Genomic DNA, 25,257 nt, shown 5'->3' with positions numbered 1-25,257 from the left:
GTGATCTTGGAAATCAGGTCGCGCCCGACTGCGACTCCGGAGCGCTTGAGCCTGACGCATCCGCCGAGCAGCCGTCGGCACCAATAGAGTGCTGTCCATGAAGATCCTGAAGGGCCTCTTGCTCGTGGTCGGACTCGTCGTCCTGGCCGTGGGCGGCTATTTTCTCTTCGACGCGTGGCTCGAGGTGCGCAACATCTGGGCCATCGCCAACTCGATGCGCAGCACCACCTCCACCAACCCGGTTCCGACCGTGTTGATCGCTGCCGCCGTGGCCGCTCTCGGCGGGCTCATCCTCGGCATCGGCATCGGTTTCCCCACCAGATCGCAGCGGTCGATCCGCAGGCAGGCCCTGCAGGACGCCAGCGACATGCGTGAGGCAGCCATCCGCCAGCGCGTTGGCGGCTCGGACTCCGAGGTCGAGCGCGCGGCCGAGCCGAAGTCGATTGACTCTGGCGACCGCCACGATCCGGGCGGCTCCAGCTCGTCCGACAGGGGGCAGAACTGATGGGGCTGAACTCTGCTGAGCACATCCTCCTGACGACGTTCAACCCGGATCTCAAGTCCGTCGAGCGGGTCGTGCGGCTCGCCGATGGGCGGATCGGCGTCTGGACAGCGGACGGCACGGACCTGCAGAAGCGCCTGCCGGCCGCGGCGACCGTGATCGTCCGCATCTGCGATCGCGGCGGCAAGGTCGATCTCGAGCAGCCGCTGTTCGAGGGGCGCGCCGAATATGTGGCTTCGGGATCGGTGTTCGACGAGATCAAGGCGCTGACGGCCGAGAAATACGGCCGCAAGGTCGTCATCGCGAACGTCGTCGATCGTGCCAAGGAACTGTTCGGGGGCAAGACCCCCGAGGGTGCGGTGGTCATCAACATCATCGGCTGAGCGCGTGGATAGGCTCTCGCTGTTGCCTGACGAGAGGACCCAACGATGACCTCGATTGACGCCGTTCCGAACCTGGTGAAGGCTCAACTGCCGGAATCGGAACTGCCGCGGCGGTGGTACAACATCGTGCCCGACCTGCCCGAGCCCCCGGCGCCGCATCTGCACCCGGGCACGCGCGAGCCGCTCACGGTCGAGGACATGCTCGGGATCTTTCCGCGTGGCCTGGCGGAGCAGGAGCTGTCGACCGAGCGCTGGATCGACATCCCCGAACCGGTCCTGGACGTCTATCGGATCTGGCGGCCGTCTCCGCTCATTCGCGCCCGCCGGTTGGAGGCGGAGCTCGGCACGAGCGCCCGGATCTATTACAAGTACGAGGGCGTGAGCCCCATCGGCAGCCACAAGACGAACAGTTCGGTGCCGCAGGCGTACTTCAACTCCATCGAGGGCGTCCAGCGACTCACCACCGAGACCGGCGCCGGCCAGTGGGGCAGCGCGCTCGCGTTCGCGTGCGCGGCGTTCGGCATGGGCTGCGAGGTGTGGCAGGTGGCGGCGTCGTTCGAGGGCAAGCCGTACCGCCGGATGCTCATGGAGACATTCGGTGCGACCGTGCATTCCAGCCCGTCGGAGCTCACCGAGGCCGGGCGGAAGATGCGCGCCGACTTCCCCGACACCTCCGGCAGCCTCGGCATGGCCGTGAGCGAGGCAATCGAGGCGGCGGTGGGTTACGGGGACGCGAAGTACGCCCTCGGCAGCGTCCTCAACCATGTCGTGCTGCACCAGAGCGTGATCGGGCTCGAGGTGCTCAAACAGCTCGCGATGTTCGGCGAGGAGCAAGCCGATGTGGTCTATGGCTGCGCCGGCGGCGGCTCGAACCTCGCCGGCCTTGCGTTCCCGCTGCTGGCGGAGAAGCTGGCCGGTCGGGCCACCACGCGCTTCGTGGCGACCGAACCGGCGGCCTGCCCGTCGCTGACGCAGGGTCGCTTCGACTACGACCACGGCGATGTGGCGGGGCTGACGCCGCTGCTGAAGATGTATACCCTCGGCAACGACTTCGTCCCCGACCCCATCCACGCCGGTGGACTGCGTTATCACGGGATGGCGCCGCTGCTCTCGCACACCGTCCACCTGGGGCTCATCGAGGCGGCCGCGGTCGGCCAGGTCGAGGCATTCGAGGCCGGTGTCCTGTTCGCCCGCACCGAGGGGCTCGTGCCCGCGCCGGAGTCGTGCCACGCGATCGCGGGCGCCCTCGCCGATGCCAGGGCGCGGAAGTCAGAGGACGAGTCCGCGTCGATCGTGATCGGGCTCTCGGGGCATGGCCAACTGGACCTGCCGGCGTACTCCTCTTATCTCGCCGGAGACCTCGCCCACACCTGATCGCCGAACAGAAGAACGCGCCCCTCCTCCCTGGCCGGGAGAGGGGCGCGTCGCGTTCGAGGGGCTCAGAACCCGCCGAACAGGGTGCCCAGGATGATCACGACGATCGTCGCGAGGACCGGGATCGCCAGCGAGACGATGCCGACGTCCTTGTAGGACTGGCGGTGGGTCAGCCCGCAGATGGCGAGCAGCGTGATCACCGCGCCGTTGTGGGGAAGCGAGTCGAAGCCGCCGGAGGCCATCGCGGTCACGCGGTGCATGACCTCGAGGCTGATGTTCTGCTGTTCGGCGATCGTGCGGAACTGCTCGCCGAGGGTCTGCAGGGCGATGCTCATGCCGCCGGATGCGGAGCCGGTGATGCCGGCGAGGACGTTGACCGCGACGGCGAGGTTGACCAGCGGGTTCGGGGAGATCGCGAGCACGGCGTCGCGCACGATGCGGAACGCCGGCAGTGAGGCGATCACGCCGCCGTAGCCGACCTCGGACGCCGTGTTGAAGATCGGCAGCAGGGAGCCCATGGTGCCTGCGTTGAGGGACTTGACCTTCGACTCCAAGAACTTCCAGCACGTCAGGATCAGCACGATGATCGCGACCACGAGTGCCACGATGATCGCCCAGATGCCACCGACGGTGGCGATGTCGGTGTTGCCGTAGGCGTCCTCCGCCAGATAGGCGAAGTCCAGCCGCGGGAACACCAGGCGCACGAGGACGAAGTTGATGGCGATGACGAGGACGATCGGGAGGTACGCCAACACCACCGGCGGCATGTTGGACCGGTCAGTGACGATCTCGTGGTCGGGCTTGGGCCCGCCGTCGGCGCCCTGGATGGGGGTGCCGCCCTTGCCCGGCTGCATCAGGGGTCCATCGGAATAGCCCTCACCGCCGGCCATGGCCTTGCGGGACCGCATGGTCAACCACGCCATGCCGCCGCCGAACATGATCAGGCCGCCGATGATGCCGAGGACGGGCGCGGCGAACGCGTTGGTGCCGAAGAAGGGGTTGGGGATCGCGTTCTGGATCGCGGGGGTGCCGGGCAGCGCGGTCATGGTGAACGTGAACGAGCCCAGCGCGATGGCACCGGGGATGAACCGCTTCGGCACCTTGGCTTCACGGAACAGTGCCGCGGCGATCGGGAAGACCGCGAAGGCCACGACGAACAGGGAGACGCCACCATAGGTGAGGATGCCGCAGGCGAGCACGATCGCGAGGATCGCCTGCTTCGAGCCGATGCGGTCGACGATCGAATAGGCGATCCGCCGCGCAGCGCCCGAGTCGTCCATGAGCTTGCCGAAGATGGCGCCCAGGAGGAACAGCGGGAAATAGGTGACGATGTATTTGCCGAGCGCCGGCATGAACACCTGGGTGTAGGTGGCCAGCAGCGGCCCCGCCGCGAACAGTGTCGCCACCAGCGCCATGATCGGCGCGAGGATCAGAACGTTGATGCCCCGATAGGCGAAGAAGATCAGCAGGGCGAGGGACAGGATGATGCCGATTAGACCCAGCACGTGCTCTCCTTTGAGTCGTCGCGGGTGGGGTGGATCGCGCGCAGGTTGCGCGAGAGTGATCCTGTCACAAGGCGCCGACGCGGGAGCGGTTCATCGAAAATCCGCAAAATCCGCGCCCGGCTGGGTGCCGGGCGCGGTCCGCCTCAGCTCTGGGGCGTGCGGACGGTTCCATCGGGATAGCGGGCGAACCGACCGTGGTCGCGCGGCAGGACCGGGTCGGGCTGCGGGTGGATCCAGCGCCCGAACACTCCGTTCTGATAGTCGGTGAACGCGGCGATGACATCGTCGCGGGTGTTGCCGACGAACGGGCCGTGCTGGACCACCGGCGCACCGATCGGGCGTCCCTGCAGCAGCAGGAACCGCACCCGGCCTGCCTGGCCGGCGGTCACCGGCAGGGATTGCGTCGGGTCGATCACGACACCTGAGTCGGTGATCCCCTGACCGTCGACGTCGAGGGAACCCTCGTAGACGTAGAGCGTGCGGATCGCGGAGGCGTCCCCCGCAGGCAGTGTCAGCGTCGCACCGGCGTCGAGCTCGGCGTGCCAGATCGCCACGTGGTTCTCCGGTCGCGCGGCCCAGGAAGCTGGCGGCGGGGACGGCGGCGTACTCCCCTCGAACTCCCCGGCCACCACCTTCACCTTCGTCGTCCGGCCCGACTCGTCGACCTGCTCGACGACCGGGGTCTCGTCGGCCCACAGCATCGTGAAGTGCGCGGGCGCGGTCTTGTCCTCGGGCGCGAGATTCAGCCAGATCTGGAACAGGTGGAGCGTGTTCGGCGCATCGGTGTTGACCAGGGGGAACATCTCGGAGTGGGCGACCCCGTTGCCGGCGGTCAGCCACTGGGTGTCGCCGCGGCCATAGCGCGCCTCCGCGCCCTCGGAGTCCGCATGGTCGACCAGGCCCTCCTCGACGACCGTCACGGTCTCGAACCCGCGGTGAGGATGGGCGGGGAAGCCGGGGACGGTGGCGCCGTGATACATGTTCCACCCGTCGCGGCCGGCAAAGTCCTGCCCGATCTCGCGACCGACAAGGTCGGCCTTGGGCGTCATGTCCGGGTTGGCGACCGGGTAGCGATCGAGGTGATGGGCGATGAACAGGAACGGATCCGCACCGGGCCACTGGGGGCCGAGCGGGAATTGCTGCAGGATCGCGGACATGGCGTGCTCCTCACGATTTCGGTAGTTGACGCCTCATGCAACAGCGCGGACGACGACTTTAGTCCACCGTGGTTGACTGCGGTCCATGACCACGCCCCCGCCGGATCCGCTCGCCCGTGACGCAGGGATTCGCGCTTTCGTCCACCTTCCTGCGGCCGCCGCAGCCGCCCCAGCCGCCGCAGCCGCCCCAGCCGCTGCGGGCGAGGCCGGACTGACCGCCGGCATCAAGGACGTGATCGAGACCGCCGACATGCCCACAGCGCTCGGGTCGGAGCACTATCGGGGACGCGGGACCGGACGCGATGCGGCGGTGGTCGCGATGCTGCGGGCCGCGGGAATCCGGATCGTGGGCAAGACAACGACCGCCGAGTTCGCCTATCGCGATGCGCCGGCGACGATCAATCCGCTCGATCCGGGCCGTACGCCGGGGGGCTCGTCCTCCGGGTCGGCCGCGGCGGTGGCGGCCGGGCTGGTCGACTGTGCGCTCGGCACCCAGACCGGTGGTTCGATCATCCGTCCGGCCGCGTACTGCGGGGTGGTGGGATTCAAGCCGACCTTCGGCCTGGTGCCGACCTCGGGGGTCATGCAACTGGCGCCGAGCTTCGACACCGTCGGAGTGCTGGCCAAGAACGTCCCGCTCGTCGCGCGCCTGGCCGAGATCATCGCCGGCCTGCCCGCGCTCACCGTTCCGGAAGGACCGCCACGGGTCGGCGTGCTCCCGGAACACGAGCTCACCCGCTGCGAACCGGAGATGGTCGGGGCGCTGAGCCGTGCGAACGAGCTGATCAGCGCCGCCGGCGGTGAATTCATTGCGCTTGAGCTGCCGGTGGGGCTCGACCGGTTGCGGGAGCTGCATGCGCTGATCAACGCCTATGAGGGGGCCCGCTCGCTCGCTGCCGAGGTGGCGCACTGCCGCGCGCAGACTGCCGGGCTGATCGAGCGCGGATTGCGGCTGGAGCCGGCTGATTATGCCGCGGCGGTGGCCGAGCTGGAACAGCTCCGGCCGCTGTTCGATGACGCCCTGCGCGCTGTGGACGTCGTGCTGAGCCCGGCGTCCCTCGGCCTGCCTCCGCTGGGGCTGACCCACACCGGCGGCTCGGACTTCTGCCAGCCGTGGAGTGCCGCTCGCGTGCCCGCGGTCACGATCCCGTTGCGTCCGGCGCGGGAGGGCCTGCCGCTCGGCATGCAATTCACTGCGCCGCGCTGGCAGGACGCAAGCCTGCTCGGCTGGGCGGCGTGGTTGGAGCAGGTGTTCGCGGGCGCCTGACCTCCCGGTGGCGGCCCGCGGAGTGTAGCGTTTTGGGTGTCGGTGCCGGCGTCGTCGATCGGACTGTGCCATGACGGTTGAGCCTCTTGCAGCCCTCGATAGCGGAGGTGACCTGCCCGCCATCCTTTTCGTGCACGGACTCACTTTCGCGAAGGAAACCTGGGACCCGATCTTGGCCCGGCTGGCCGATCGATTCCGTTGCTTGGCGGTCGACCTGCCCGGTCACGGTGGGTCCGGGGGATCCGGGGCCGATGCGCTGGAAGTGGTGGACCGGATCCACGCGACCGTGGTCGCCCACGACGTGGTTCGGCCCGTGGTCGTGGGCCACTCGTTCGGGGCCCTCCATGCGACGTTCTATGCGGCCGCCCATGACGCCGCCGGCGTGGTCAACGTCGATCAATCCTTGCTCGTGGGGCCCTTCATGGGCCTCGTGCAGCAGTTGGCGCCCGCGCTTCGGGGGCCGGACTTCGCCGCCGCCTTTGCGCCGTTCGTCGCCAGCATCGGGGTTGGGCAGTTGCCCGAATCCGAACGGCAGCGAGTGCTCGGGACACAGCGCATCGACCAACAGCTCGTCCTCGACCACTGGAGCCGACCGCTGAACGACAGCCCTGCCGACGTCCAGGCCGAGATCGACGGACTGCTTGCTCGCGTCACGGTGCCCTATCTGTGGCTGACCGGGAACGCGGTGGGGGAGGCCGACAAGGACCACCTCATGGCGCAGGTCCCGCGAGCGCGCGTCGAAACCTGGCCCGGTCTGGGTCATATGGTCCACCTGGCGAACCCCGACCGGTTCGCTGAGCGAGTGCAGGCGTTCGCGTACGCTGCGGACCCGCCCTGACAACGCCCCGGGGTCCGTTCGGCAGTTCGGCGGGGGGGCCGGAAAAGGCGAAATCCCGCCCTGATCGGAGCGGGAATCGCGGCTGGCGGAGGATGGGGGATTCGAACCCCCGAGGGCTTGCACCCAACCCGCTTTCCAAGCGAGCGCCATAGGCCACTAGGCGAATCCTCCGCCGATGACCTTAACAACAACGGTGGGTAAACGCCAAACAGTTCACGCCGGGTTTGGGCGGCGGCCCGGGAGGTGGGTATGCTCACCGGAGGTTCTCCGCGCGGCGTTATCTCGCCCAACCCCCCAGGGCCGGAAGGCAGCAAGGGTAAGTGAGCTCTGACGGGTGCGCGGGGAACCCCTTTTTGTCTCCGCGGGCGGTGGCCTGCCGATCGGCACAATGACCCCCATGCGAATCCTCAAGCGACTCCCGGTCCGCTGGCGCTCATGGCAGCGGACGGAGGACGGCCGGGCTTGGGCGGCCACGGGGGGCTCCGTAGTTGTCGCCGCAGTCATCCTGAGCATCTGGCTCCCCGGCCCGTTCACGCCGTGGCAGATCGGGTGGGTCTCGACGCTGCTGACGTGGTCCCTGCTCACCGGCTTCCACGCGCTGCTGACCTGGCTGGCCTGCCGCAACCTGCGCGGTCGGCAGCTGGCGACCGCCTTCGTCCGCGACGTTCGAAAGCTGCGCCGCTCCTCGCGGGCGGCGACCTGGTTCTCGAGCGGCTATTCCGGCGCGATCTCCTTTGCTGCCCAGATGGCAGGGCTCGCGCTGATCGGAGTTCTCGGGCTCCTCGTCTTCGGTGAGCTGCGGAGGACGCCCGTGCTGCTGATCCTCGGTGCCGTGCTGGTGGTGACGTCGTGGTTGGACGTGCTGATGGTGTACGCGGTGCACTATGCCCGACTGGATCATCATCCGGGGAACCTGAGCGCCCGGGTCGTCTTCCCGGATGATGACGAACGGGCCTTCTCCGACTATGTCTATTTGGCCACGTCGCTGCAGACCACCTTCGGGCCGCCCGACCTCGTCGGTGCCGGGCGGGACCTGCGCCGTGTGATGACCGCGCACGCGCTGCTGGCGTTCGTGTTCAACACGGTGATCATTGCGGTCATCGTGTCCCTTGCGTTGACGGTCAACACCTGACGCGTCGCGCGCGCCTGTCCTAGTCGGTGACCAGCGGCACGAATCGATAGCGGCCATAGCGACGCACCCGCAGCTCGATCTCATCCGGGTCGTCGCGCTCACTGCGGATGACCCGCACCATCCGCCCATCGACGGGGATCACCATCACCCCACCCGGAGCGAGCTGTTCGACCAGTTGGGGCGGGAGTTCGGTGGCCATCGCGGAGACCAGGATGCGGTCGAACGGCGCGTGCTCGGGCGCGCCGAGGATCCCCGGTCGGGCGGGTTCGATCCGGGCCCAGTCGCGACCCGATGCGGCCAGGTTCGCCGCCCCCCACTCCGCGAGTTCCGGCACGCGCTCGACGCCGAGCACGCTCCCGCTCGGGCCCACGAGATGGGCGAGGATCGCGGTCGTCCAGCCTGATCCGGCACCGACATCGAGGACGCGGGCGCCGTCGGGCACGTCGAGCAGCTGCAGCATCGTCTCGACCGTGGACGGCTGCGAGTTCGTCTGGCCGCTGAACAGCGGCAGCGGCAGGTCGTCGTCGGCGAAGGCGCGATGATCGGGGGTCAGATGGCGCACCCGGGGCGAGGCGGCCATCGCCTCGGTCACTCGACGTTTGTTGGCCATGGCCCGATCCTGCTGGAGGGTCAAGCCGAGGTGGTCGTCGATGCGGCCTCGATCAGCGCAGTGTCCGCGGCAAGCAGCTGATGGAGCCCGCGGCGTTGCTCGGTCGACATGTGCAGGACGTCGAGGCCGAGGCGTACGTCCGCGGCCACCGCGCGCGCCTGCTCCGCCCGGATCAACCCGAGCCGGAGAGCGTGGGCGGCGGCGCCGGCATAGGTGTCGAAGACGTGTACGCCTTTCGCCGCCCACTCCTGCTTCGCTGTGTCGTCGAGGCCGGTGACGTTGTGCAGGAACGTCCCGACGATGACCTTCGGGTCGCGGGCATGCATCTCGGCGCCGACTTGGCCGTCCGCCTGGCCGCTGTCGCCGATGAAGACCATCCGCGTCTCGGGGAACAGCAGCCGGTCCCGTTCCATGTTCTGGATCTTGCGCTCGGCGATGGCCGGTTTGGTGTGGATGTTGAGGAAGGAGCCACCCATGACCGTGTGGGGCGGCAGGCCGAGCCCCGAGAGCCGTCCTCGCGTATAGCCCTCGATCAGGCCGCGCGGCCCGCTCGGCCGCGCCGTCACGAACGTCAGGTCGCCCGCGCGATCGGCCTCTTCGGCGGCGCCGTGATCGAGCGCCTTCAGAAGTGCGATCGCACCGGGATAGATGGTGCCCCGCGGATAGCGGCGGTCGTGGAGCATGCACTTCACGGTGTCGTCGATGTCGCACAGGATCCGTGTGTCCGCGCCGCTGCCGTCGTCGGCCTGGTCGGCGATGTGCTCCAGGAGCCGGTCGCTCAGGTCTTCATCGAGGTCCTCGAACACCAGATGCTCGAGGTCGTGCAGGTCGCCGGTTGAGTTGAGCCGGTATTTGAGTTCGTTGAACCCGCTGCCCGTGCGCGCGGTCATGACCTCCACGATCGCTTCCTGCGCATAGCGGGACGTGCATCCGCGGTGGAACGCGGAGATGGTCCGGGCCAGCGAATCATCGGAGAGTTCCCCGAGGCGTTCGCGCAGGAGCAGGTCCACGGCGCGATGGCGCCCCCCAGGGCTGTTGCGCACGCCGGCGATCACGCGCGGCACGTCCACGATCGACAGCACGTCATCGAGGTCACCGGCAGGGGTGTGGGCCAGCAGGTCGAGGACCCGGTGCCCCTGGCGGGGGAGCGTACGGATCCCTTTGGTGAGATGGCTGATCTGGGCGGCTATTGCATGCATTGATGAGGCCCCGGGGTGGCGGCAGGACCGCAGGAACGCTCCCGCTGGGTGGACGATGGAGCTCCACCGTATCGACAGGGCCGTTGTCCACAGACTTCACGGTCAGGGCGACGTTGTCAGTGGCACCTATTAGGGTCGAGATCGTGGACGCAGAAGACACGCACGTGGCGCTCGGCGACGGCGCCGATGGGGACGTCGAGGGCTATGGCTTCGAGCCCTTCGACCAGGAGGGGGAGTCCCTGCTGGGCGACGATGAGCCTGCCGACGCGTCCCCCGGCCCTCCGCCCGCCCCGGAGCGAGGGCCTCGTCCCGATCTGCCGACCGCCCCACTGGCGCTCTATCGCCGTTATCGCCCGGACACGTTCGCCGAGGTGATCGGGCAGGAGCACGTGACCGACCCGTTGCAGCGGGCGCTGACGAACAATCGGGTCAATCATGCGTATCTGTTCTCCGGCCCCCGCGGCTGCGGCAAGACCACGTCGGCCCGGATCCTCGCGCGCTGTCTCAACTGTGAGCAGGGGCCGACGCCGACGCCGTGCGGGGAGTGCCAGTCCTGTCAGGATCTCGCCCGCGGTGGCCCGGGATCGATCGATGTAATCGAGATCGACGCGGCCTCGCACGGCGGCGTGGACGATGCGCGCGATCTGCGGGAGCGGGCGTTCTTCGCGCCGGTGCACAGTCGCTACAAGATCTACATCATCGACGAGGCCCACATGGTCACCACGCAGGGCTTCAACGCCTTGCTCAAGCTCGTCGAGGAACCGCCGCCGCACGTGAAGTTCGTGTTCGCGACCACGGAACCGGACAAGGTGATCGGCACCATCCGCTCGCGCACCCATCACTATCCGTTCCGGCTGGTGCCGCCGAAGACGCTGCAGGGATACCTGGCGGCGCTGTGCGAGGCGGAGGGCATCGCGGTCGAGTCGACGGTCCTGCCGCTCGTCGTGCGGGCCGGCGCCGGCTCGGTCCGCGACTCGCTGTCCGTCCTCGACCAGTTGCTCGGGGGTGCGGCCGAGGCAGGGGTGTCGTACGCGCAGGCGGCGGCTTTGCTGGGATATACGCCGGAGTCGCTGCTCGATGAGATCGTCGATGCCTTCGCGGCGGGGGACGCGGCGGGGGTGTTCGCCTGCATCGACAAGGTGATGGAGGTCGGCCAGGATCCGCGGCGATTCGGGGAGGACCTGCTGCGCCGCCTGCGGGATCTGGTGATTGTCGCGGCGGTCCCCGACGCCATGGCGTCCGGGCTGGTGGACGTCGCCGGTGACCAGGCCGAGCGCCTGATGACTCAGGCGGGCGCGCTCGGGCGTGGTGAGCTGACCAGGGCGGCAGAGGTGATTGCGACCGGTCTGACCGAGATGCGGGGCACCACCGCGCCCCGACTGCATCTCGAGCTCATGTGTGCCCGGGTGCTGTTGCCCGGGGCGGATGTGGACGAGCGTGGCTTCCATGCGCGACTCGACCGGCTCGAACGCCGTCTTGCCGGGCTGCCGGCCGCCCCGCCGGGGGATGACCGGGCAGCGCCGCAAGCGAACACTGCAGCCTCCGGCCAGCCCGGGAGGCCGACGGCGCCGGAGATGTCCGCGCCGGAATCGCCGACAGCGTCGGCACCACCCGCTGCGTTTGCGCCCGCAGCGGTTGCGCCCGCAGCGGTTGCGCCCGCACCGGGTCTCGCCCCGCCGCTGGCGGCGTACTCCCAGACGCCCCCACCCAGCGCGCCGCCTCCGCAGAGCCCCCCTCCGCAGACGGCGGCCGGATCCGGTGGCCCCGGCAGGGGCGCACCCTCCCCGGGTCGTGGAGACGCCCCCGCTGCGAGTGGCGGGCTCAAGGTTGCCGATGTGCGCCGCATGTGGCCGGATGTGCTCGAGGAGGTGAAGAAGCGCCGCCGCTACAGCTGGATCCTGATCTCCCAGAATTCCCAGGTGGCCGACGTCCACGACGGTGTCCTCGTGCTCGCCATGAAGAACGAGGGCGCTCGCGACAACTTCGCCAAGGGCGGCAACGAGGACGTCCTGCGTGACGCGATCGTCGAGGTCCTGCGGGTGGATCTGCGCATCCAGACGATGGTCGACGGCGCCCAGCCGCCGGCGAACCGTCCCGCAGGCCAGGTCCCGCCGTCGGGTGGGGCTGCATCCGGCCAGGTTCCGCCGTCGGGTGGGACTGCATCCGCCCAGGCTCCGCCGTCGCCTCCGTCCACCGGCCCCGAGCCCAGGCCCGCTCCACCCAGACCCGCAGCTGCCCCCGACACCGGACCTCCGGTGGGGGAGGGGCCGGCGACGGCCCCGGAGGAGATAGCGGCGGAGCGTCCGGCACCGAGTGCCGCCCCACCGATAGCGCAAGCGCCGCCGCCGCGCGGTGTGCCCGGCGGTCCGGCCTCGCCGCCGAGTGCCGCCGAGCGCCCGTCGCCCGGCAGCCCACCCTTGGCCAATCCGACGGTGGCGGAGCGTTCGGCCGCGGCGCTCGCGCGGGATCGGATCATGCCGACCCGCGGGCACACTCCCGACGAGCCGCCACCGGAGGACGAGCCGCCGTACGACCCCTATGACGACATCGATGAGGGTGAGGCAGATGCCGACCCACACGTGCTGCTGACCAAGCATCTCGGCGCCGAGCAGATCGCCGAGGAGGGCGAGGGCGAAGCCTGACCGGAACCGGCTGAGCAGGGTGCCTGCGCACCCGCTGAACGACTGGTGTCGGCGTAGTTGGCCGGCTGGCGCCATGTGGACGCGGCTGGGGTAGGCGTACCCGGAGTTCCTTGGGCCGCGCCGTCGCGTGTTGCGGCCCCCACCCGCAACAAGAACGTGGATGCTAGCCCGAGCGCATTCCCCGGCCTCGCGCGGGCCGTTGAGCTGTTTGCTCCCTGAGATGTACCCGTGCATCGGGTGCCAACACGCATGGCGACCTCGCACCCCTTCTGGTGGTACATCCCAGGGACTGAGACGCTGCGAGCCCGCCCGAGCGCATTCCCGGCCTCGCGCGGGCCGTTGGGCTGTTTGTTCCCTGAGATGTACCCATGCATCGGGTGACAACCCGCATGGCGACGTCGCACCCCTTCTGGTGGTACATCCCAGGGACTGAGACGCTGCCAGCCCGCCCGAGCGCATTCCCCGGCCCCGCGCGCCGGAAACACGTGGTCCGGCCAGCCCAACAAGGCAGGCGGCCCAGCCCGACAAGGCAGCCGGCCCAGCCCAGCAGGCACATTGGTCCGGTCCATTAGGCTGGGAGCTCGACTGCTCGGCGTACCCCCCACTTCCACCGAACCCAAGGAGCCCGAATGATTCCCGAAGGCATGGACATGAACATGCTGCTGCAGCAGGCGCAGCAGATGCAGGCGCAGATGCAGCAGGCCCAAGAAGAACTGGCGAACTCGGAGTTCACCGGATCCGCGGGCGGTGACCTCGTCACCGCGACGCTGTCCGGCACCGGTGAGCTCAAGACCGTGACCATCAAGCCCGAGGCGTGCGACCCCGAGGACACGGAGTCCCTCGCCGATCTGATCGTCGCGGCCGTCCGCGACGCGCAGCACAAGGCCAACGCGATGACCGAGGCGAAGCTCGGCGGCATGACCCAGGGTCTGGGTCTGGGCTTCTAGTTCGAGTCCAGAAGACGTGTACGAAGGTCCAGTCCAGGATCTGATCGACGAGCTGGGTCAGCTCCCGGGCATCGGTCCGAAGAGCGCCCAGCGCATCGCGTTCCACATCCTGTCCACCGAAGCCGGCGAGGTGCAGCGGCTCATCGACGCACTCCAACGGGTGAAGCAGACCGTGAAGTTCTGCGAGGTGTGCTTCAACATCGCGGAGGAGGCCCGCTGCCGGGTGTGCCGCGACCCGCGTCGCGATCCGACGACCATTTGCGTGGTCGAGGAACCCAAGGACGTGGTCGCGATCGAGCGTACGCGTGAGTTCCGCGGCACCTATCACGTGCTCGGCGGCGCGATCAGCCCGATCGACGGCGTCGGCCCGGGAGACCTCCACGTGCGCGAGCTCTGCCAGCGCCTCGCCGACGGCTCCGTCACCGAGGTGATCCTCGCGACCGACCCGAACCTCGAGGGCGAGGCGACCGCCACCTATCTCTCCCGTCTGCTTCTCCCGATGGGGGTCAAGGTCGCGCGGTTGGCGAGCGGGTTGCCGGTGGGCGGGGATTTGGAGTACGCCGACGAGGTCACGCTCGGTCGCGCGTTCGAGGGTCGGCGCTACGTGGAGGCGTGACAGTCAGCGGCGGGTGAAGGGCGACACCGGGTGCCCGAGGTCCTTCCAGACGAACGACGGGACCCGGGCGAAGAACTGCTCGAAGAACTCCAACGTGTTCGCGACGTTGCGGACTCCGTGTGCGACCACGGGCCGGATCCGACCCCCTTCGATCGAGAACGCGGGTGGGCGCCTCGCCTCCAGGAATTCCATCATCCGGGGATGGATGACGTCGTGGGCGAACTTCGGGTGGGGACTGCGCACCTTGAAGTCCTGGTTGAACCGGATGCCCTCGAACCGGATCACGCCGCGCATCGACCACGCATTGATCGACAGGTCCAGGAACCCCGCGGGAGCGGTGATCTCGAACAGATCCTCGTTATGGGAAAGGATCACCGTGCGGGTCTCGCCCTTCGAGTTGGTGCGCGTGTGCCGCGTCTTCCAGTGGTGGCTGAGGGCGACGAACGGCAGCGGCCCGTCGATGCGGAAGATCACGCGCCGCGCCTGATGGTCGAAGCCGTCGGTGGTGTGCCGGACGCGGTGGAGCAGCGCATCGTCCCGCTCCCGGAACGTCCATTCGGGGTGCCGGTGGACGCTCAGCTCGCGCGGGACCATCGGCACGGGGAACCGGGCCAGCCGATCCGCGCGGCGGTCGATCGCACGGACGACCGCGGCCCCCGTGCGCAGGACGGGCTCCATGTCCTCGGCGCGGTCGGGGAGACGCGTGATCGTGAGGTGCTCACCGTCGACGGTGAGCACCGCGTCCGGGGGAAGGGTCGGGTGCGCATCGAGCACGGGATCCACGATGGGGGCGAACGCCGCGCCGAACCGGAGGTCGCCGCTCATCCCGCGGCCCACAATCCCGGGCGTACCGACCCCGGAGCCCGCTGCCAACTCTGCCGCATCCGCCACCTGCAGCGCCGGATAGGCGCGCGGGAGCCGGAACACCGCGACCCGGCCCCCGAACCGTCCCGCGTGATAGTTGAGCACGCGGAACCCGACCCCATCGATTTCTCCCGTGACCATGTCCTTGACCACCCGGGTATTCCCGAGCCCGAAAGGGGGTGAGTTGAGACCGTACGCCGCAGAGATGTCGACCCCGTCCTGGAAGGACCAGCCCCGGTCGGTGAACTCCTTGATCCACCGACCGCGGAGGCTGAACCAAGCACATCCGCCGGCGATCACCAGGGCCAGGATGAGGATCAGCGCAATTGTCCCGGGTTCCATGGGCCGCATGGTCGCAGCCGCGCACGTGGCTTCCGGCGTCCATTCGAGCCACGGTCAGCGGGTCGGATTGCCGTTCCCCATCGGCTATCATTCCTGCGTCGCAAGGCGTGGATGGGGCCATCACCCCGGAGTTGCCGGAAGAACGGCGGAGCGATCCGCTCATTAGAACCGGCCGCGGCGGAGAACGAAGTGGGTCGGCACGGCCGGCCAATGAGGGTGGTACCGCGGGCATCGTCGCTCGTCCCTCGTCCCGAACACTGAACTTTTTCGCGTGACGAGGATTGCCATGACCACCGACCCGACCCCGAGCACCCGCGCCTATCGCGCCGTGCCCCCGCAGGTGAACCTGTCGGAGATGGAGCACGGCATTCTCGAGCTGTGGGCTGACCAGGACACCTTCGCCAGGTCCGTCGATCAGACCTCCGACGGCGAGCCCTGGACCTTTTATGAGGGTCCCCCGACGGCGAACGGCATGCCGGGCACGCACCACATCGAGGCCCGCGTCTTCAAGGACGTCTTTCCCCGGTTCCGCACGATGCAGGGCCGCTATGTGGGCCGCAAGGCCGGCTGGGACTGCCACGGTCTGCCGGTCGAGCTCGCGGTCGAGAAGGAACTCGGGATCAACGGCAAACCCGAGATCGAGGCCTATGGCGTGGAGGCATTCAACGCCCAGTGTCGCGAATCCGTGAAGCGGCACGTCGGTGCGTTCGCCGAGCTCACCACCCGGATGGGCTACTGGGTGAACATGGACGACGCCTATTGGACGATGGACGCCAGCTATATCGAGTCGGAATGGTGGGCGCTCCAGCAGATCTTCAACGCCGGCTGGCTGACCGAGGACCAGCGGGTGGCGCCCTATTGCCCGCGCTGCGGCACCACACTGTCGGACCACGAGCTCGCCCAGGGCTATGAGGACGTCACCGACACGACCGCCTATGTCCGGTTCCCGCTGACCTCCGGCCGGTACGCCGGCAAGGCCGACCTCGTCATCTGGACCACCACGCCGTGGACGCTGCTGTCGAACGCGCTCGTTGCGGTCGGCGCGGACATGACCTATGTCACCGCGACCGACGGCACGACGACCGTGATCGTGGCCGAGGACAACGTCGAGTCAGCGCTCGGGGACGGCTGGGAGATCCAGGACCGCTTCTCGGGTTCGGACATGGTGGGTTGGGAATATCAGCGCCCGTTCGACGTCGTCGACCAGCCGGGCAGGGCGTGGTTCGTCGTGACCGAGGACTATGTCACCGCCGGTGACGGCACGGGCCTCGTCCACCAGGCGATGGCGTTCGGTGAGGACGACTATCAGTCCTGCAAGCGCCACGGGGTCGAGTTCGTCAATCCGATCGGTCCGGACGGCCGGTTCCACGAGGGCATCGGCCTGATCGGCGGCGAGTTCTTCAAGGACGCCGACGCGATCGCGCTCGCCGACCTCACCGACCGCGGCCTGCTGTTCCGCGCGGTCAAGCACGAGCACTCCTACCCGCACTGCTGGCGCTGCCACACCCCGCTCATGTACTACGCGCAGCCCTCCTGGTATATCCGCACCACCCAGTTCAAGGACGCCCTCCTGCGGGAGAACGAGGCGACGAACTGGTACCCCGACAACATCAAATGGGGCCGCTACGGCGACTGGCTCAAGAACAACGTGGACTGGGCGCTGTCCCGGACGCGTTATTGGGGTACGCCGCTGCCCATCTGGCGCAACGACGAGGACCCGAGCCTCATGGTCTGCGTCGGGTCGCTCGCCGAGCTGTCGGAGCTCGTCGGCGCCGACGTCACGGACATGGATCCCCACCGCCCGTTCATCGACGACGTGACGTTCACCAAGCCGGGCGTGCCCGGCACGTTCCGGCGCGTACCCGAGGTCATCGATGCGTGGTTCGATTCCGGCGCGATGCCGTTCGCGCAGTGGGGCTATCCCTGGGCGGAGGGCTCCAAGGAGAAGTTCGAGACCCACTTCCCGGCCGACTTCATCTGCGAGGCGACCGACCAGACCCGCGGCTGGTTCTATTCGCAGATGGCCGTCAACACGGCTGTCTTCGACCAGAACAACTATCGGAACGTGCTCTGCCTCGGCCACATCCTCGCCGAGGACGGCCGCAAGATGTCGAAGCACCTCGGGAACATCCTCGAGCCGATCCCGCTGATGGAGCAGCACGGCGCCGACGCGGTGCGGTGGTTCATGGCGTGCTCGGGCTCGCCGTGGATGGCGCGTCGGGTGGGCCACGCGTCGATCCAGGAGACCGTCCGCAAGGTGCTGCTCACGTTCTGGAACTCGGTCAGTTTCCAGGCCTTGTACGCCGGCGCGAACGGCTGGACGCCCAATGGAGAGGCGCCCCCCGTGGCGGACCGTCCCGTGCTCGACCGCTGGTTGGTCTCGAAGACCCACCTGCTGGTCCGGGAGGTCACCGCGGCGCTCGAGGTCTTCGACACGCAGCGAACGGGCGCGCTCATTTCGGAGTTCGTGGACAGCCTGTCGAACTGGTACGTCCGTCGCTCCCGCCGCCGCTTCTGGGACGGCGATCCCGCCGCGCTCTGGACGCTCCACGAGTCGCTGCACATCGTGACCCGCTTGATGGCTCCGCTCGTGCCGTTCATCACCGAACGTGTCTGGCAGGACCTGTTCGTCGCCACCGACCCGGAGGGCCCGCAGTCGGTCCACCTCGCCGCCTGGCCGGTCCCCGAGGAGGCACTGATCGACGAGGACTTGGACGAAGCGGTGGCGCTGACCGAGCGACTCGTGGAGCTCGGCCGGTCGGCGCGGGCCGAGGCGAAGGTCAAGGTGCGCCAGCCGCTGTCGCGGGTGTTGCTCCCGAGCCGGGCGTACGCGATCCTCAGCGACGAACTCCGCGGGGAGATCGCTGCCGAACTGAATGTGCAGGGTGTCGAGTCCTTCGCGTCTGCCGGCGACCTCGTCGACTATTCGGCCAAGGGCAACTTCCGCAATCTCGGCAAGCGGTTCGGCAAGCAGACGCCAGTGGTGGCCAACGCGATCGCCGCGGCTGATGCGGCGGCGATCGCGGAGGCCCTGCGGGCCGAGGGCAAGGCCGTGGTCGAGGTGCCGGTCGTCGACCCGAACGGGGTCGAGGTGACCGCGGATGATGTGTTGATCTCCGAGCGTCCGCGCGAGGGCTGGTCGGTCATCAACGATCAGGGCGAGACCGTTGCGCTCGATCTCGAGATCACGCCGGAGCTGCGCCGTGCCGGTCTTGCCCGGGAAGTCATCCGCCTGGTCCAGGAGACGCGCAAGAACTCCGGTTTCGAGGTGTCGGATCGGATCGATCTGACGTGGTCCGCCGAGGGCGACCTCGCAGACGCGGTGCGAGAGCACGCAGCCCTGATCGCGGACGAGGTGCTTGCGGTCGAGATGGCCGAGGGCGATATCGGCCCGGACTGGGTCCGCGACGAGGATCTCGGCCTGGCGATTCAGGTGGTGCGCCACTGAGCCCTGCTGCTCATATCGTCTTCGGGCGAACGAAGCGGCCCTCCCCTTTGGTCGATCCGGGGAGGGCCGCTTCCTGCATGGCCCAGGGCCATCAGCGTGCGCTGACGGTCACGCGGTTTCGGGCATCTCGGTGTCCGCGGTGCGCCCGGTGTGCTCCGGGTCCCGGACCCGGGCGAGTTTGGACGGCCACCAGACATGGCGCCCGACGATTGTGAACAGGGCGGGGATCACGATGGTCCGGACGACGAAGGTGTCGAGCAGGATGCCGATGCCGACGACGATGCCGAGCTGGGTCAGCGTGATCAGGGGCAGGACGCCGAGCACGACGAACACCGCCGCGAGCACAACGCCGGCACTGGTGATCACGCCGCCGGTGACGGCCACCGCTCGGACCATGCCTTGCCGGGTGCCGTGTGCAGGTGTCTCCTCCTGGGCCCGGGTGACCAGGAAGATCGTGTAGTCCACGCCCAACGCGATCAGAAAGAGGAACGCGAACAGCGGCACCGAAACATCGAGTGCGGGGAAACCGAAGATCCGGGTGCTGACGAACGTCCCGGCACCCAGGGCGGCGAACGAGCTCAGCGTGGTCGTGATGATCAACAGCAGCGGGGCCCACAGCGCGCGCAACAACAGGAACAACACGATCAGCACCACGCCGAGGATCATCGGCAGGATGACGAACAGGTCGCGTTGAGCGGCATTGCGTGAGTCGAGCTGTTGGGCATCCGGCCCGCCCACGAGGGCCTCCGCGCCGGCGATCGGGGCCAGATCGGCTCGCAACCGTTCGATGGTCTCGAAGGCCTCCGTGGAAGCGGGCTCGCCCTCCAGCACGACCCGCCAACGCGTCAGGCCCGTGTCCGACTGCCCGCTCTGCTGGGCCTGCTCCACGCCCGGTGCCGCGCCGAGCACGCTGTCCACCTGCGCTGCGGCGTCGGTGCGCGCCAGCACTGTCGTGGGGCCCGAGAGGCCCGGCGGATAGTGGGTGCGCAGAGTCTCGAATCCCTTGGCGGACTCCGCCTCGACGCGGAACTGTTCGGTCTGCTCCAGGCCGATGCGCGTGCCGAGAATGCCGGCCGTCAGCACGGCGAGGATCGGAACGGTCGCCAGCAGGATGAGCACCGGCCGGCGGGACACCGCCGAGGCGAGTCGGAACCACCCGCCGGACACCGATCGGTCCTTGTCACCGGGGCGCGGAATGAACGGCCAGAACAGCCCACGACGGCACAGTGCCAGCGCGGGGGGCAGGACGAGGAGACCGAAGGCCAGTGCGACGAGCAGCCCGACGGCGCCCGCGAAGCCGAGCACCCGCGTGTTCGGCAGGGTGGCCGCCAGCAGCGTCAACAGCGCGAGCACGACGGTGACGTTGGAGGCGAGGATCGCTGGACCCGCATAGCGGACGGCGATGGCGAGCGCCTTGCGGTGATCCTCCTGCCGGCGCAGTTCCTCGCGATAGCGCGAGACAAGGAGGAGCGCATAGTTCGTGCCGGCGCCGAAGATCAGGACCGAGGTGATGCCGGTCGTGGAGCCGTCCAGGGTGAATCCGAACGGCTCCGCGAGGCGGGTGGCGACGATGGCGGCCGTGCGGTCGGCGATGCCGACCACCAGCAGCGGCACGATCCACAGGATGGGGGAGCGATAGGTGATCAACAGCAGCACCGCGACCACCAGCGCAGCGGCCGCGAGCAGCGTGAAGTCGGCGCCCTCGAAGGCGGCCGCGAGGTCCGCTCCGAAGGCTGGTCCGCCCGTCACCTGGACCGTGAGCTCAGCGGGCAGCCCGTCGTTGGCGGCGGCGCGGACTTCCTGCATGGCTTCGTTGAGCGGTACGCCATCCATCTCCGCGTCGAACATCACCGTCGCAAGCGCCGCCCTGCCGTCCTCCGACGGGATCACCGGCGGACCCTGCGGCTCTTCGGCGACGCCGCGATCGACCCCGAGCATCCGCTGCTTGGCCTCGGCGGCCGCCCCGAGGTCTGCCGGGGTGAGCTCGCCGCCATCGGCGCGGGTGAAGACCGCGAGGGACGGGGCGACACCGGCGTCCGGGAACTGCTGCTGCAGAGCCGTGACGCGCGCGGCTTCGGCGTCGTCGGGGAGAGAGTTCGGGGCTGAGCTGGCTCCGGCGCCGCTGCCGATCCCCATCAGTGCGCCGCTGACCAGCAGCGCTGCAACGAGGAGCAACCACGAGAAGCGGCCGGAGACGAAGCGGCCGAAAGCGGCCCACCCGCTTCTGTCCGTTTCAGTGGACGAATGGTCTGCGCGCGTTGCGCCGGGAGTTCTTAGCACGGCGCGAAATATACCTCAGTGGGTTAACAATCAAAATAATGAATGAACATGTCCGGTCGCTGAGCGAAGAGGACTATCCTGCGCTGGTGGACGATGGTGCGGCACCTCTGCGGGAGAGGATCGAGCTCGAGCGGGAGCTCGGTCAACTCATCCGTGGCCTGACTGCCGTCTCGACGCAGCTGGGGCATGAGTTCGCCGGTCGTCACGATCTGCGCGAGCCCGACATGCGGGCCCTCATGCTCGTCTATATGGCCGATGTCGAAGGCCGGCCGCTCTCCACGACCCAACTCGCTCATGCGCTCGGTCTGACGTCGGCCGGTGGCACCTATCTCGTCGAGCGTCTAGTCACCTCGGGACACGTCCGGCGCGAAGCGCACCCGACCGATCGACGCAAGATCCTCCTGCGGTACGCCGACGCCGGCCTGGCTGTCGCACAGGACTTCTTCGGGCCCTTGTTCCAAGCGAACCACCGCGCCCTGACTCACCACGACGACGACGCTCTGCGCACAGCGCTCGCCGTCCTGCGCGACATCATCACGTCGATGGATGGTTATCGCAGCGCCCTGCGCGACGGCTGACCCAAACCGGTTCGCCGGTCGGCCGCACCCGCAGAGCGGGGCAACCGACCGGCGACTTCGGCGTACGCGAAGAAATCAGGCGCTGACGGTCTCCGGCGTCCGATCCGCGGCGTCCTGGCCTTCACTGTCCTTTGCGGCGGCCTGGATGGCGGTGAGAGCGATCGTGTATTCGATGTCCTCCACCAGCGCACCCCGCGACAGGTCGTTCACCGGAGCCGACAAACCCTGCAGCATCGGGCCGATGCTGATGACGCTGGCGGAGCGCTGAACGGCCTTGTACGTGGTGTTGCCCGTGTTCAGATCCGGGAACACGAACACGGTCGCGCGGCCCGCGACGTTGCTCTCGGGGGCCTTGCTCTTCGCGACGGAGGCGGTGGTCGCGGCGTCGTACTGCAACGGACCGTCGATCAGGATCTCCGGGCGCTTGGCCCGCACGATCTCGGTCGCCTCGGCGACCTTGATGACATCCGCGCCCGCACCCGAGGTGCCGGTCGAGAACGAGATCATCGCGACCCGCGGTTCGATCCCGAACGCTGCGGCCGAGTCGGCCGACTGGATCGCGATGTCGGCAAGCTCCTCGGCGTTCGGGTCCGGGTTGATCGCGCAGTCGCCATAGACGACCACGTCGTCCGGCAGGCACATGAAGAACACCGAGGACACGAGCTTGGCGTCCTGCTTGGTGCCGAGCACCTGCAGGGCCGGACGCACCGTGTTCGCGGTGGTGTTCACCGCACCGCTGACGAGGCCGTCGACCTCACCCAGATAGACCATCATCGTGCCGAGCATCGTGGGATCGGACAGCTGGTCGCGGGCCTTCAGTTCTGTCATGCCCTTGTGCTTGCGGCGCTCGACGAGCGCGTCGACATAGCGCTGGTCGATCTCGTTCGGATCGATGATCGTGATCCCCTCGGGGATCGCCAGGCCGCGGCTGACCGCCGCTGCGGTGACCTCCTCGGGCCTCGCCAGAAGCACACAGTCGGCGATGCCCTTGGTCTGGCAGCTGAACGCCGCCTCGACGGTCCGCGGCTCGGCCCCCTCCGGCAGGACGATGCGCTTGTGCGCCTGCTGGGCCCGCGTGGTGAGCTGGCGCCGGAACGCGGCCGGGCTCAGGCGCAGCGGCGCGTCCTCGGACGGCAGGCTGTGGAGCCACTCCCGGTCGAACGCCTTGCCGAACGTGGCGGTGACGATCCGGGTGCGGTCGACGTCGTCGACAGGGATGCCCTTGTCGCGGTCGATCACGCGGTTCACCGCGGCGAAGGTGGTCTCGTGGGTGAGCAGCACGGGCAGGCCCGCGTCGAGCGCGGGCTGGCAGAGCTGGCGGACCTGGGGATCGGGGCGTACGCCGGCCGTCATGAGCAGGGCCGCCGGCTTGACGCCGGTCATCTCGGACAGACACACGGCCATGATCGCGTCGTGCCGGTCGCCCGGGACCACCGCGAGCACGCCTTCCTCGATCCCAGCGACACAGCCCGGGACGCCCTGGGCAAGGATCTGCGTCGACCTGATGCGACGGTCCTGATGCCCCTCGTGGATCACCTTGAGCCCGAGATCCTCGGCGACATCGCGGACCCGCGGCCACAGCGTCTGCGGGGTCTCCTCCGCGACACCGACCAGGCGCAGGCCTTCGGTGTTGAGCGCCTCGGAGAACTCGTGCATCGTGGCGGAGTTGCGCGACGAGTCGTGTCCGGTCAGGAACACACCGACCACGCGGCTCTGCTCGCCGACCTGATAGAAGCCGGCCGCCCCCGCAACCTTCGAGATCGTGGACGGCAGCGTGGCCGAGTTCACACCGGCGATCAACAGGACCTCGGCGTCGAGCGCCTGGGCCAGATCGTGGTTCACGCGACCGGAATAGGTCTGCTCCTCCGTCGGGAGCACGCCCTCGATGATGACGACGTCGTGGTTGTTGAGGACGTCCTCGGAGGCGGCGAGCACCTTCTCCATCAGGTCGTCGTCCTCACCGCGGGCGAGGTCACGCTCGACCTCCTGGACGCTGATGGGGTCCGGGACGTCGATGTTGGACAGCACGCGCTCCATGAGATCCGCGGCCTGACCGATCCGGCCGTGCTGGATCTGCGCGAGGGGCTTCAGATAGCCGACCTTGGCCCCGATCTCGTCGAGTGCGTGGACCAGGCCGAGGCTGGTCGAGGTGAGATCAGCCTGGTGATTGGTCGGGATGAGCAGAATGCGGCGTGCCATGTCAGGACTCCAGGAGGGACGTGGTGGTTGAGGCAAGTCGATGGGCGTCGCGGGCGATCACGAGCTCTTCGTCGGTCGGCACGACGAGCGCGATCGCGCGCGAGTCCGCGGTGGTGATCGGGCCGCTGAGGCCACGAACCGTTCGTTCGTTGGCGTCGTGGTCGAGCTCGAAGCCGAGGAAGGCGAGCTGCTCGAGCACGCGGGCGCGGACCGGCTGGCTGTTCTCGCCGATGCCGCCGGTGAAGACGAGGGTGTCGATGCCGCCCAGTGGGACCGCGAGCGCGGCGATGTATTTCGCCAGCCGAGTGCAGAACACATCCAGTGCGAGCGCGGCCTGCTCGTTGCCGGTCTCGACGGCCGCGATCAACTCCCGCATGTCGTTGCTCAACCCGGAGAGGCCGAGAAGTCCACTGCGCTTGTTGAGGTCGTTGGTGATCTCGGCCAGCGTGGCGCCGGTGCGGTCCGCGATGTAGCCGAGAATGCCCGGGTCCAGGTCGCCCGAGCGGGTGCCCATGACGAGACCCTCGAGCGGGGTGAGGCCCATCGAGGTGTCGACGCTGACCCCGTCGCGGATCGCGGCGAGGCTCGATCCGTTGCCGAGGTGCGCGGTCACCATTCTCAGCTCGCTCAGCGGCCGACCGAGCAGCTCGGCGGCAGCGCTCGAGACGTAGCGATGGCTGGTGCCGTGGAACCCATAGCGACGGACGCCGAGGTCGGCGTACCACTCGGTGGGAACCGCATAGCGATAGGCGACCGGCGGCATGGTCTGGTGGAACGCCGTGTCGAAAACACCGACCTGCGGGATGTCGGGCAGGGCCGCGCGGGCCGCCTCGACGCCGGCGATGTTGGCGGGGTTGTGCAGCGGAGCGAGAGGGCTGCACCGTTCGACGGCGGCCATCGCCTCGTCGTCCAGGAGCACCGAGCTCGCGAACTCCTCGCCGCCGTGGACCAGCCGGTGGCCGACGGCCGTGATCGTGAGATCGTGCTCGGCGCGCCAGTCCTCCAGCTCGTCCAGGATCCGCGCGAGGACACCGTGGTGATCGGTCTGGTCCAGGTCGCTGATCGTGAGCGGTGCGTTGGGGAACTTGATCGTGATGGCTGCGCCGGGCGTGCCCACGCGCTCCGCCAATCCGTTGAGCAGGCGATCCCTGGACTCCGGGTCATAGAGCGCAAACTTGACAGAGGAACTGCCGCAGTTGAGGACCAGTACAGCTGACGCCACGAGGGACCTTTCGACGTAAGGATCGGCAGGCTTGCAGAACCGCTCCGCCGATGGACCTGTCGATTCCCTTAAAAAGATACCCGCCAGTATCCCTGGGCCACCTTTCGGTTCCATCTCACGGAACGGACAGCTCCTGCCGTTCGGCTGCATGT

General features: G+C 68.6%; 19 protein-coding genes, 1 tRNA gene and 1 other RNA gene. 12 read left to right on the top strand and 9 right to left on the bottom strand.

The genetic code is table 11. The annotated features are described in order from the left end of the window. Nucleotides 1-97: 97 nt before the first annotated feature. Genes ACQ260_RS07425 through ACQ260_RS07415 form a run of 3 tightly spaced genes read left to right on the top strand, consistent with a single transcriptional unit; the run spans nt 98 to nt 2,259 of the window. The gene (locus ACQ260_RS07425; RefSeq protein ID WP_432558779.1) at nt 98-505 is read left to right on the top strand and encodes a hypothetical protein; all 408 of its coding nucleotides are present in this window, start codon (nt 98-100) and stop codon (nt 503-505) included. Then, nucleotides 505-885 carry a PNPOx family protein gene (locus ACQ260_RS07420; protein WP_432558778.1) on the top strand — a complete coding sequence of 127 codons (381 nt, stop codon included), beginning with the start codon at nt 505-507 and terminating at the stop codon, nt 883-885. The genes ACQ260_RS07425 and ACQ260_RS07420 overlap by 1 nt, the downstream gene beginning before the upstream one ends. Nucleotides 886-930: 45 nt before the next feature. Then, the gene (locus ACQ260_RS07415; RefSeq protein ID WP_432558777.1) at nt 931-2,259 is read left to right on the top strand and encodes a TrpB-like pyridoxal phosphate-dependent enzyme; all 1,329 of its coding nucleotides are present in this window, start codon (nt 931-933) and stop codon (nt 2,257-2,259) included. A gap of 65 nt (nt 2,260-2,324) precedes the next feature. On the opposite strand, the gene ACQ260_RS07410 is transcribed toward ACQ260_RS07415, so the two are convergent. Then, entirely contained in the window at nt 2,325-3,764 is a 1,440-nt protein-coding gene (locus ACQ260_RS07410; protein ID WP_432558776.1) for a GntP family permease, read from the bottom strand. 143 nt (nt 3,765-3,907) lie between these two features. Next, nucleotides 3,908-4,921, bottom strand: coding sequence for a pirin family protein (locus ACQ260_RS07405; protein WP_432558775.1), 1,014 nt, complete (start codon nt 4,919-4,921; stop codon nt 3,908-3,910). A gap of 85 nt (nt 4,922-5,006) precedes the next feature. Here ACQ260_RS07405 and ACQ260_RS07400 point away from each other — a divergent pair, with 85 nt between their 5' ends. After that, nucleotides 5,007-6,188, top strand: coding sequence for an amidase (locus tag ACQ260_RS07400; protein WP_432558774.1), 1,182 nt, complete (start codon nt 5,007-5,009; stop codon nt 6,186-6,188). Between the two features lie 70 nt (nt 6,189-6,258). Next, complete coding sequence (locus tag ACQ260_RS07395) at nt 6,259-7,026, top strand: alpha/beta fold hydrolase (RefSeq protein ID WP_432558773.1); 768 nt, start codon at nt 6,259-6,261, stop codon at nt 7,024-7,026. Nucleotides 7,027-7,109: 83 nt separating this feature from the next. Here the strand turns inward: ACQ260_RS07395 and ACQ260_RS07390 are convergent. Continuing rightward, nucleotides 7,110-7,197 (bottom strand) — tRNA-Ser (locus ACQ260_RS07390). A gap of 87 nt (nt 7,198-7,284) precedes the next feature. On the opposite strand from ACQ260_RS07390, the gene ffs reads away from it, so the two are divergent. Next, nucleotides 7,285-7,380: signal recognition particle sRNA small type (gene ffs / locus ACQ260_RS07385), an RNA gene on the top strand. A 43-nt stretch (nt 7,381-7,423) separates the two neighbouring features. Further along, nucleotides 7,424-8,158, top strand: coding sequence for a DUF1345 domain-containing protein (locus ACQ260_RS07380; protein WP_432558772.1), 735 nt, complete (start codon nt 7,424-7,426; stop codon nt 8,156-8,158). A gap of 19 nt (nt 8,159-8,177) precedes the next feature. On the opposite strand, the gene ACQ260_RS07375 is transcribed toward ACQ260_RS07380, so the two are convergent. Continuing rightward, a complete protein-coding gene (locus ACQ260_RS07375) occupies nt 8,178-8,792 on the bottom strand; it encodes a protein-L-isoaspartate O-methyltransferase family protein (RefSeq protein ID WP_432558771.1) in 615 nt (204 codons plus the stop codon). Then, nucleotides 8,789-9,967 carry a hypothetical protein gene (locus ACQ260_RS07370; RefSeq protein WP_432558770.1) on the bottom strand — a complete coding sequence of 393 codons (1,179 nt, stop codon included), beginning with the start codon at nt 9,965-9,967 and terminating at the stop codon, nt 8,789-8,791. Before ACQ260_RS07370 ends, ACQ260_RS07375 begins: the two co-directional genes overlap by 4 nt. Nucleotides 9,968-10,209: 242 nt before the next feature. Between ACQ260_RS07370 and ACQ260_RS07365 the strand changes: the two genes are divergently transcribed. From ACQ260_RS07365 to recR, 3 genes are all read left to right on the top strand, one after another. Then, nucleotides 10,210-12,609 (top strand): DNA polymerase III subunit gamma and tau, encoded by a 2,400-nt coding sequence (locus tag ACQ260_RS07365; RefSeq protein ID WP_432558857.1) that lies wholly within the window; start codon nt 10,210-10,212, stop codon nt 12,607-12,609. Between the two features lie 629 nt (nt 12,610-13,238). After that, entirely contained in the window at nt 13,239-13,556 is a 318-nt protein-coding gene (locus tag ACQ260_RS07360; protein ID WP_432558769.1) for a YbaB/EbfC family nucleoid-associated protein, read from the top strand. A 16-nt stretch (nt 13,557-13,572) separates the two neighbouring features. Continuing rightward, nucleotides 13,573-14,172 (top strand): recombination mediator RecR, encoded by a 600-nt coding sequence (gene recR / locus ACQ260_RS07355; protein ID WP_432558768.1) that lies wholly within the window; start codon nt 13,573-13,575, stop codon nt 14,170-14,172. Nucleotides 14,173-14,175: 3 nt separating this feature from the next. On the opposite strand, the gene ACQ260_RS07350 is transcribed toward recR, so the two are convergent. Continuing rightward, nucleotides 14,176-15,378: a hypothetical protein gene (locus ACQ260_RS07350; protein WP_432558767.1), complete on the bottom strand. Its 1,203-nt coding sequence runs from the start codon at nt 15,376-15,378 to the stop codon at nt 14,176-14,178. Between the two features lie 286 nt (nt 15,379-15,664). On the opposite strand from ACQ260_RS07350, the gene ileS reads away from it, so the two are divergent. Further along, nucleotides 15,665-18,826: an isoleucine--tRNA ligase gene (ileS, locus tag ACQ260_RS07345; RefSeq protein ID WP_432558766.1), complete on the top strand. Its 3,162-nt coding sequence runs from the start codon at nt 15,665-15,667 to the stop codon at nt 18,824-18,826. A 108-nt stretch (nt 18,827-18,934) separates the two neighbouring features. On the opposite strand, the gene ACQ260_RS07340 is transcribed toward ileS, so the two are convergent. After that, complete coding sequence (locus tag ACQ260_RS07340) at nt 18,935-21,106, bottom strand: MMPL family transporter (protein ID WP_432558765.1); 2,172 nt, start codon at nt 21,104-21,106, stop codon at nt 18,935-18,937. 38 nt (nt 21,107-21,144) lie between these two features. On the opposite strand from ACQ260_RS07340, the gene ACQ260_RS07335 reads away from it, so the two are divergent. After that, nucleotides 21,145-21,684, top strand: a complete 540-nt coding sequence (locus ACQ260_RS07335; RefSeq protein ID WP_432558764.1) for a MarR family winged helix-turn-helix transcriptional regulator — start codon at nt 21,145-21,147, stop codon at nt 21,682-21,684. A 75-nt stretch (nt 21,685-21,759) separates the two neighbouring features. Here the strand turns inward: ACQ260_RS07335 and pta are convergent, their stop codons facing one another. Together pta and ACQ260_RS07325 are read right to left on the bottom strand one after the other, a co-directional pair. Then, on the bottom strand, nt 21,760-23,883 hold the full coding sequence (pta, locus tag ACQ260_RS07330) for a phosphate acetyltransferase (RefSeq protein ID WP_432558763.1): 2,124 nt from the start codon (nt 23,881-23,883) through the stop codon (nt 21,760-21,762). Between the two features lies 1 nt (nt 23,884). After that, entirely contained in the window at nt 23,885-25,105 is a 1,221-nt protein-coding gene (locus tag ACQ260_RS07325; protein ID WP_432558762.1) for an acetate/propionate family kinase, read from the bottom strand. Nucleotides 25,106-25,257 lie beyond the last annotated feature (152 nt).

The organism is Ammonicoccus luteus (genome assembly GCF_050880385.1).
GTDB lineage: Bacteria > Actinomycetota > Actinomycetes > Propionibacteriales > Propionibacteriaceae > Enemella.
This window is presented reverse-complemented; position numbering and strand designations above follow the sequence as displayed.

Excerpts from the sequence above, each read along its gene's own strand:
- ACQ260_RS07350 (WP_432558767.1), bottom strand. The coding sequence starts at position 15,378 with ATGGAACCCGGGACAATTGCGCTGATCCTCATCCTGGCCCTGGTGATC.
- ACQ260_RS07335 (WP_432558764.1), top strand. The coding sequence starts at position 21,145 with ATGAATGAACATGTCCGGTCGCTGAGCGAAGAGGACTATCCTGCGCTG.
- ACQ260_RS07360 (WP_432558769.1), top strand. The coding sequence starts at position 13,239 with ATGATTCCCGAAGGCATGGACATGAACATGCTGCTGCAGCAGGCGCAG.
- ileS (WP_432558766.1), top strand. The coding sequence starts at position 15,665 with ATGACCACCGACCCGACCCCGAGCACCCGCGCCTATCGCGCCGTGCCC.
- ACQ260_RS07400 (WP_432558774.1), top strand. The coding sequence starts at position 5,007 with ATGACCACGCCCCCGCCGGATCCGCTCGCCCGTGACGCAGGGATTCGC.
- ACQ260_RS07380 (WP_432558772.1), top strand. The coding sequence starts at position 7,424 with ATGCGAATCCTCAAGCGACTCCCGGTCCGCTGGCGCTCATGGCAGCGG.
- ACQ260_RS07415 (WP_432558777.1), top strand. The coding sequence starts at position 931 with ATGACCTCGATTGACGCCGTTCCGAACCTGGTGAAGGCTCAACTGCCG.
- ACQ260_RS07370 (WP_432558770.1), bottom strand. The coding sequence starts at position 9,967 with ATGCATGCAATAGCCGCCCAGATCAGCCATCTCACCAAAGGGATCCGT.
- pta (WP_432558763.1), bottom strand. The coding sequence starts at position 23,883 with ATGGCACGCCGCATTCTGCTCATCCCGACCAATCACCAGGCTGATCTC.
- ACQ260_RS07395 (WP_432558773.1), top strand. The coding sequence starts at position 6,259 with ATGACGGTTGAGCCTCTTGCAGCCCTCGATAGCGGAGGTGACCTGCCC.
- ACQ260_RS07420 (WP_432558778.1), top strand. The coding sequence starts at position 505 with ATGGGGCTGAACTCTGCTGAGCACATCCTCCTGACGACGTTCAACCCG.
- ACQ260_RS07425 (WP_432558779.1), top strand. The coding sequence starts at position 98 with ATGAAGATCCTGAAGGGCCTCTTGCTCGTGGTCGGACTCGTCGTCCTG.
- ACQ260_RS07405 (WP_432558775.1), bottom strand. The coding sequence starts at position 4,921 with ATGTCCGCGATCCTGCAGCAATTCCCGCTCGGCCCCCAGTGGCCCGGT.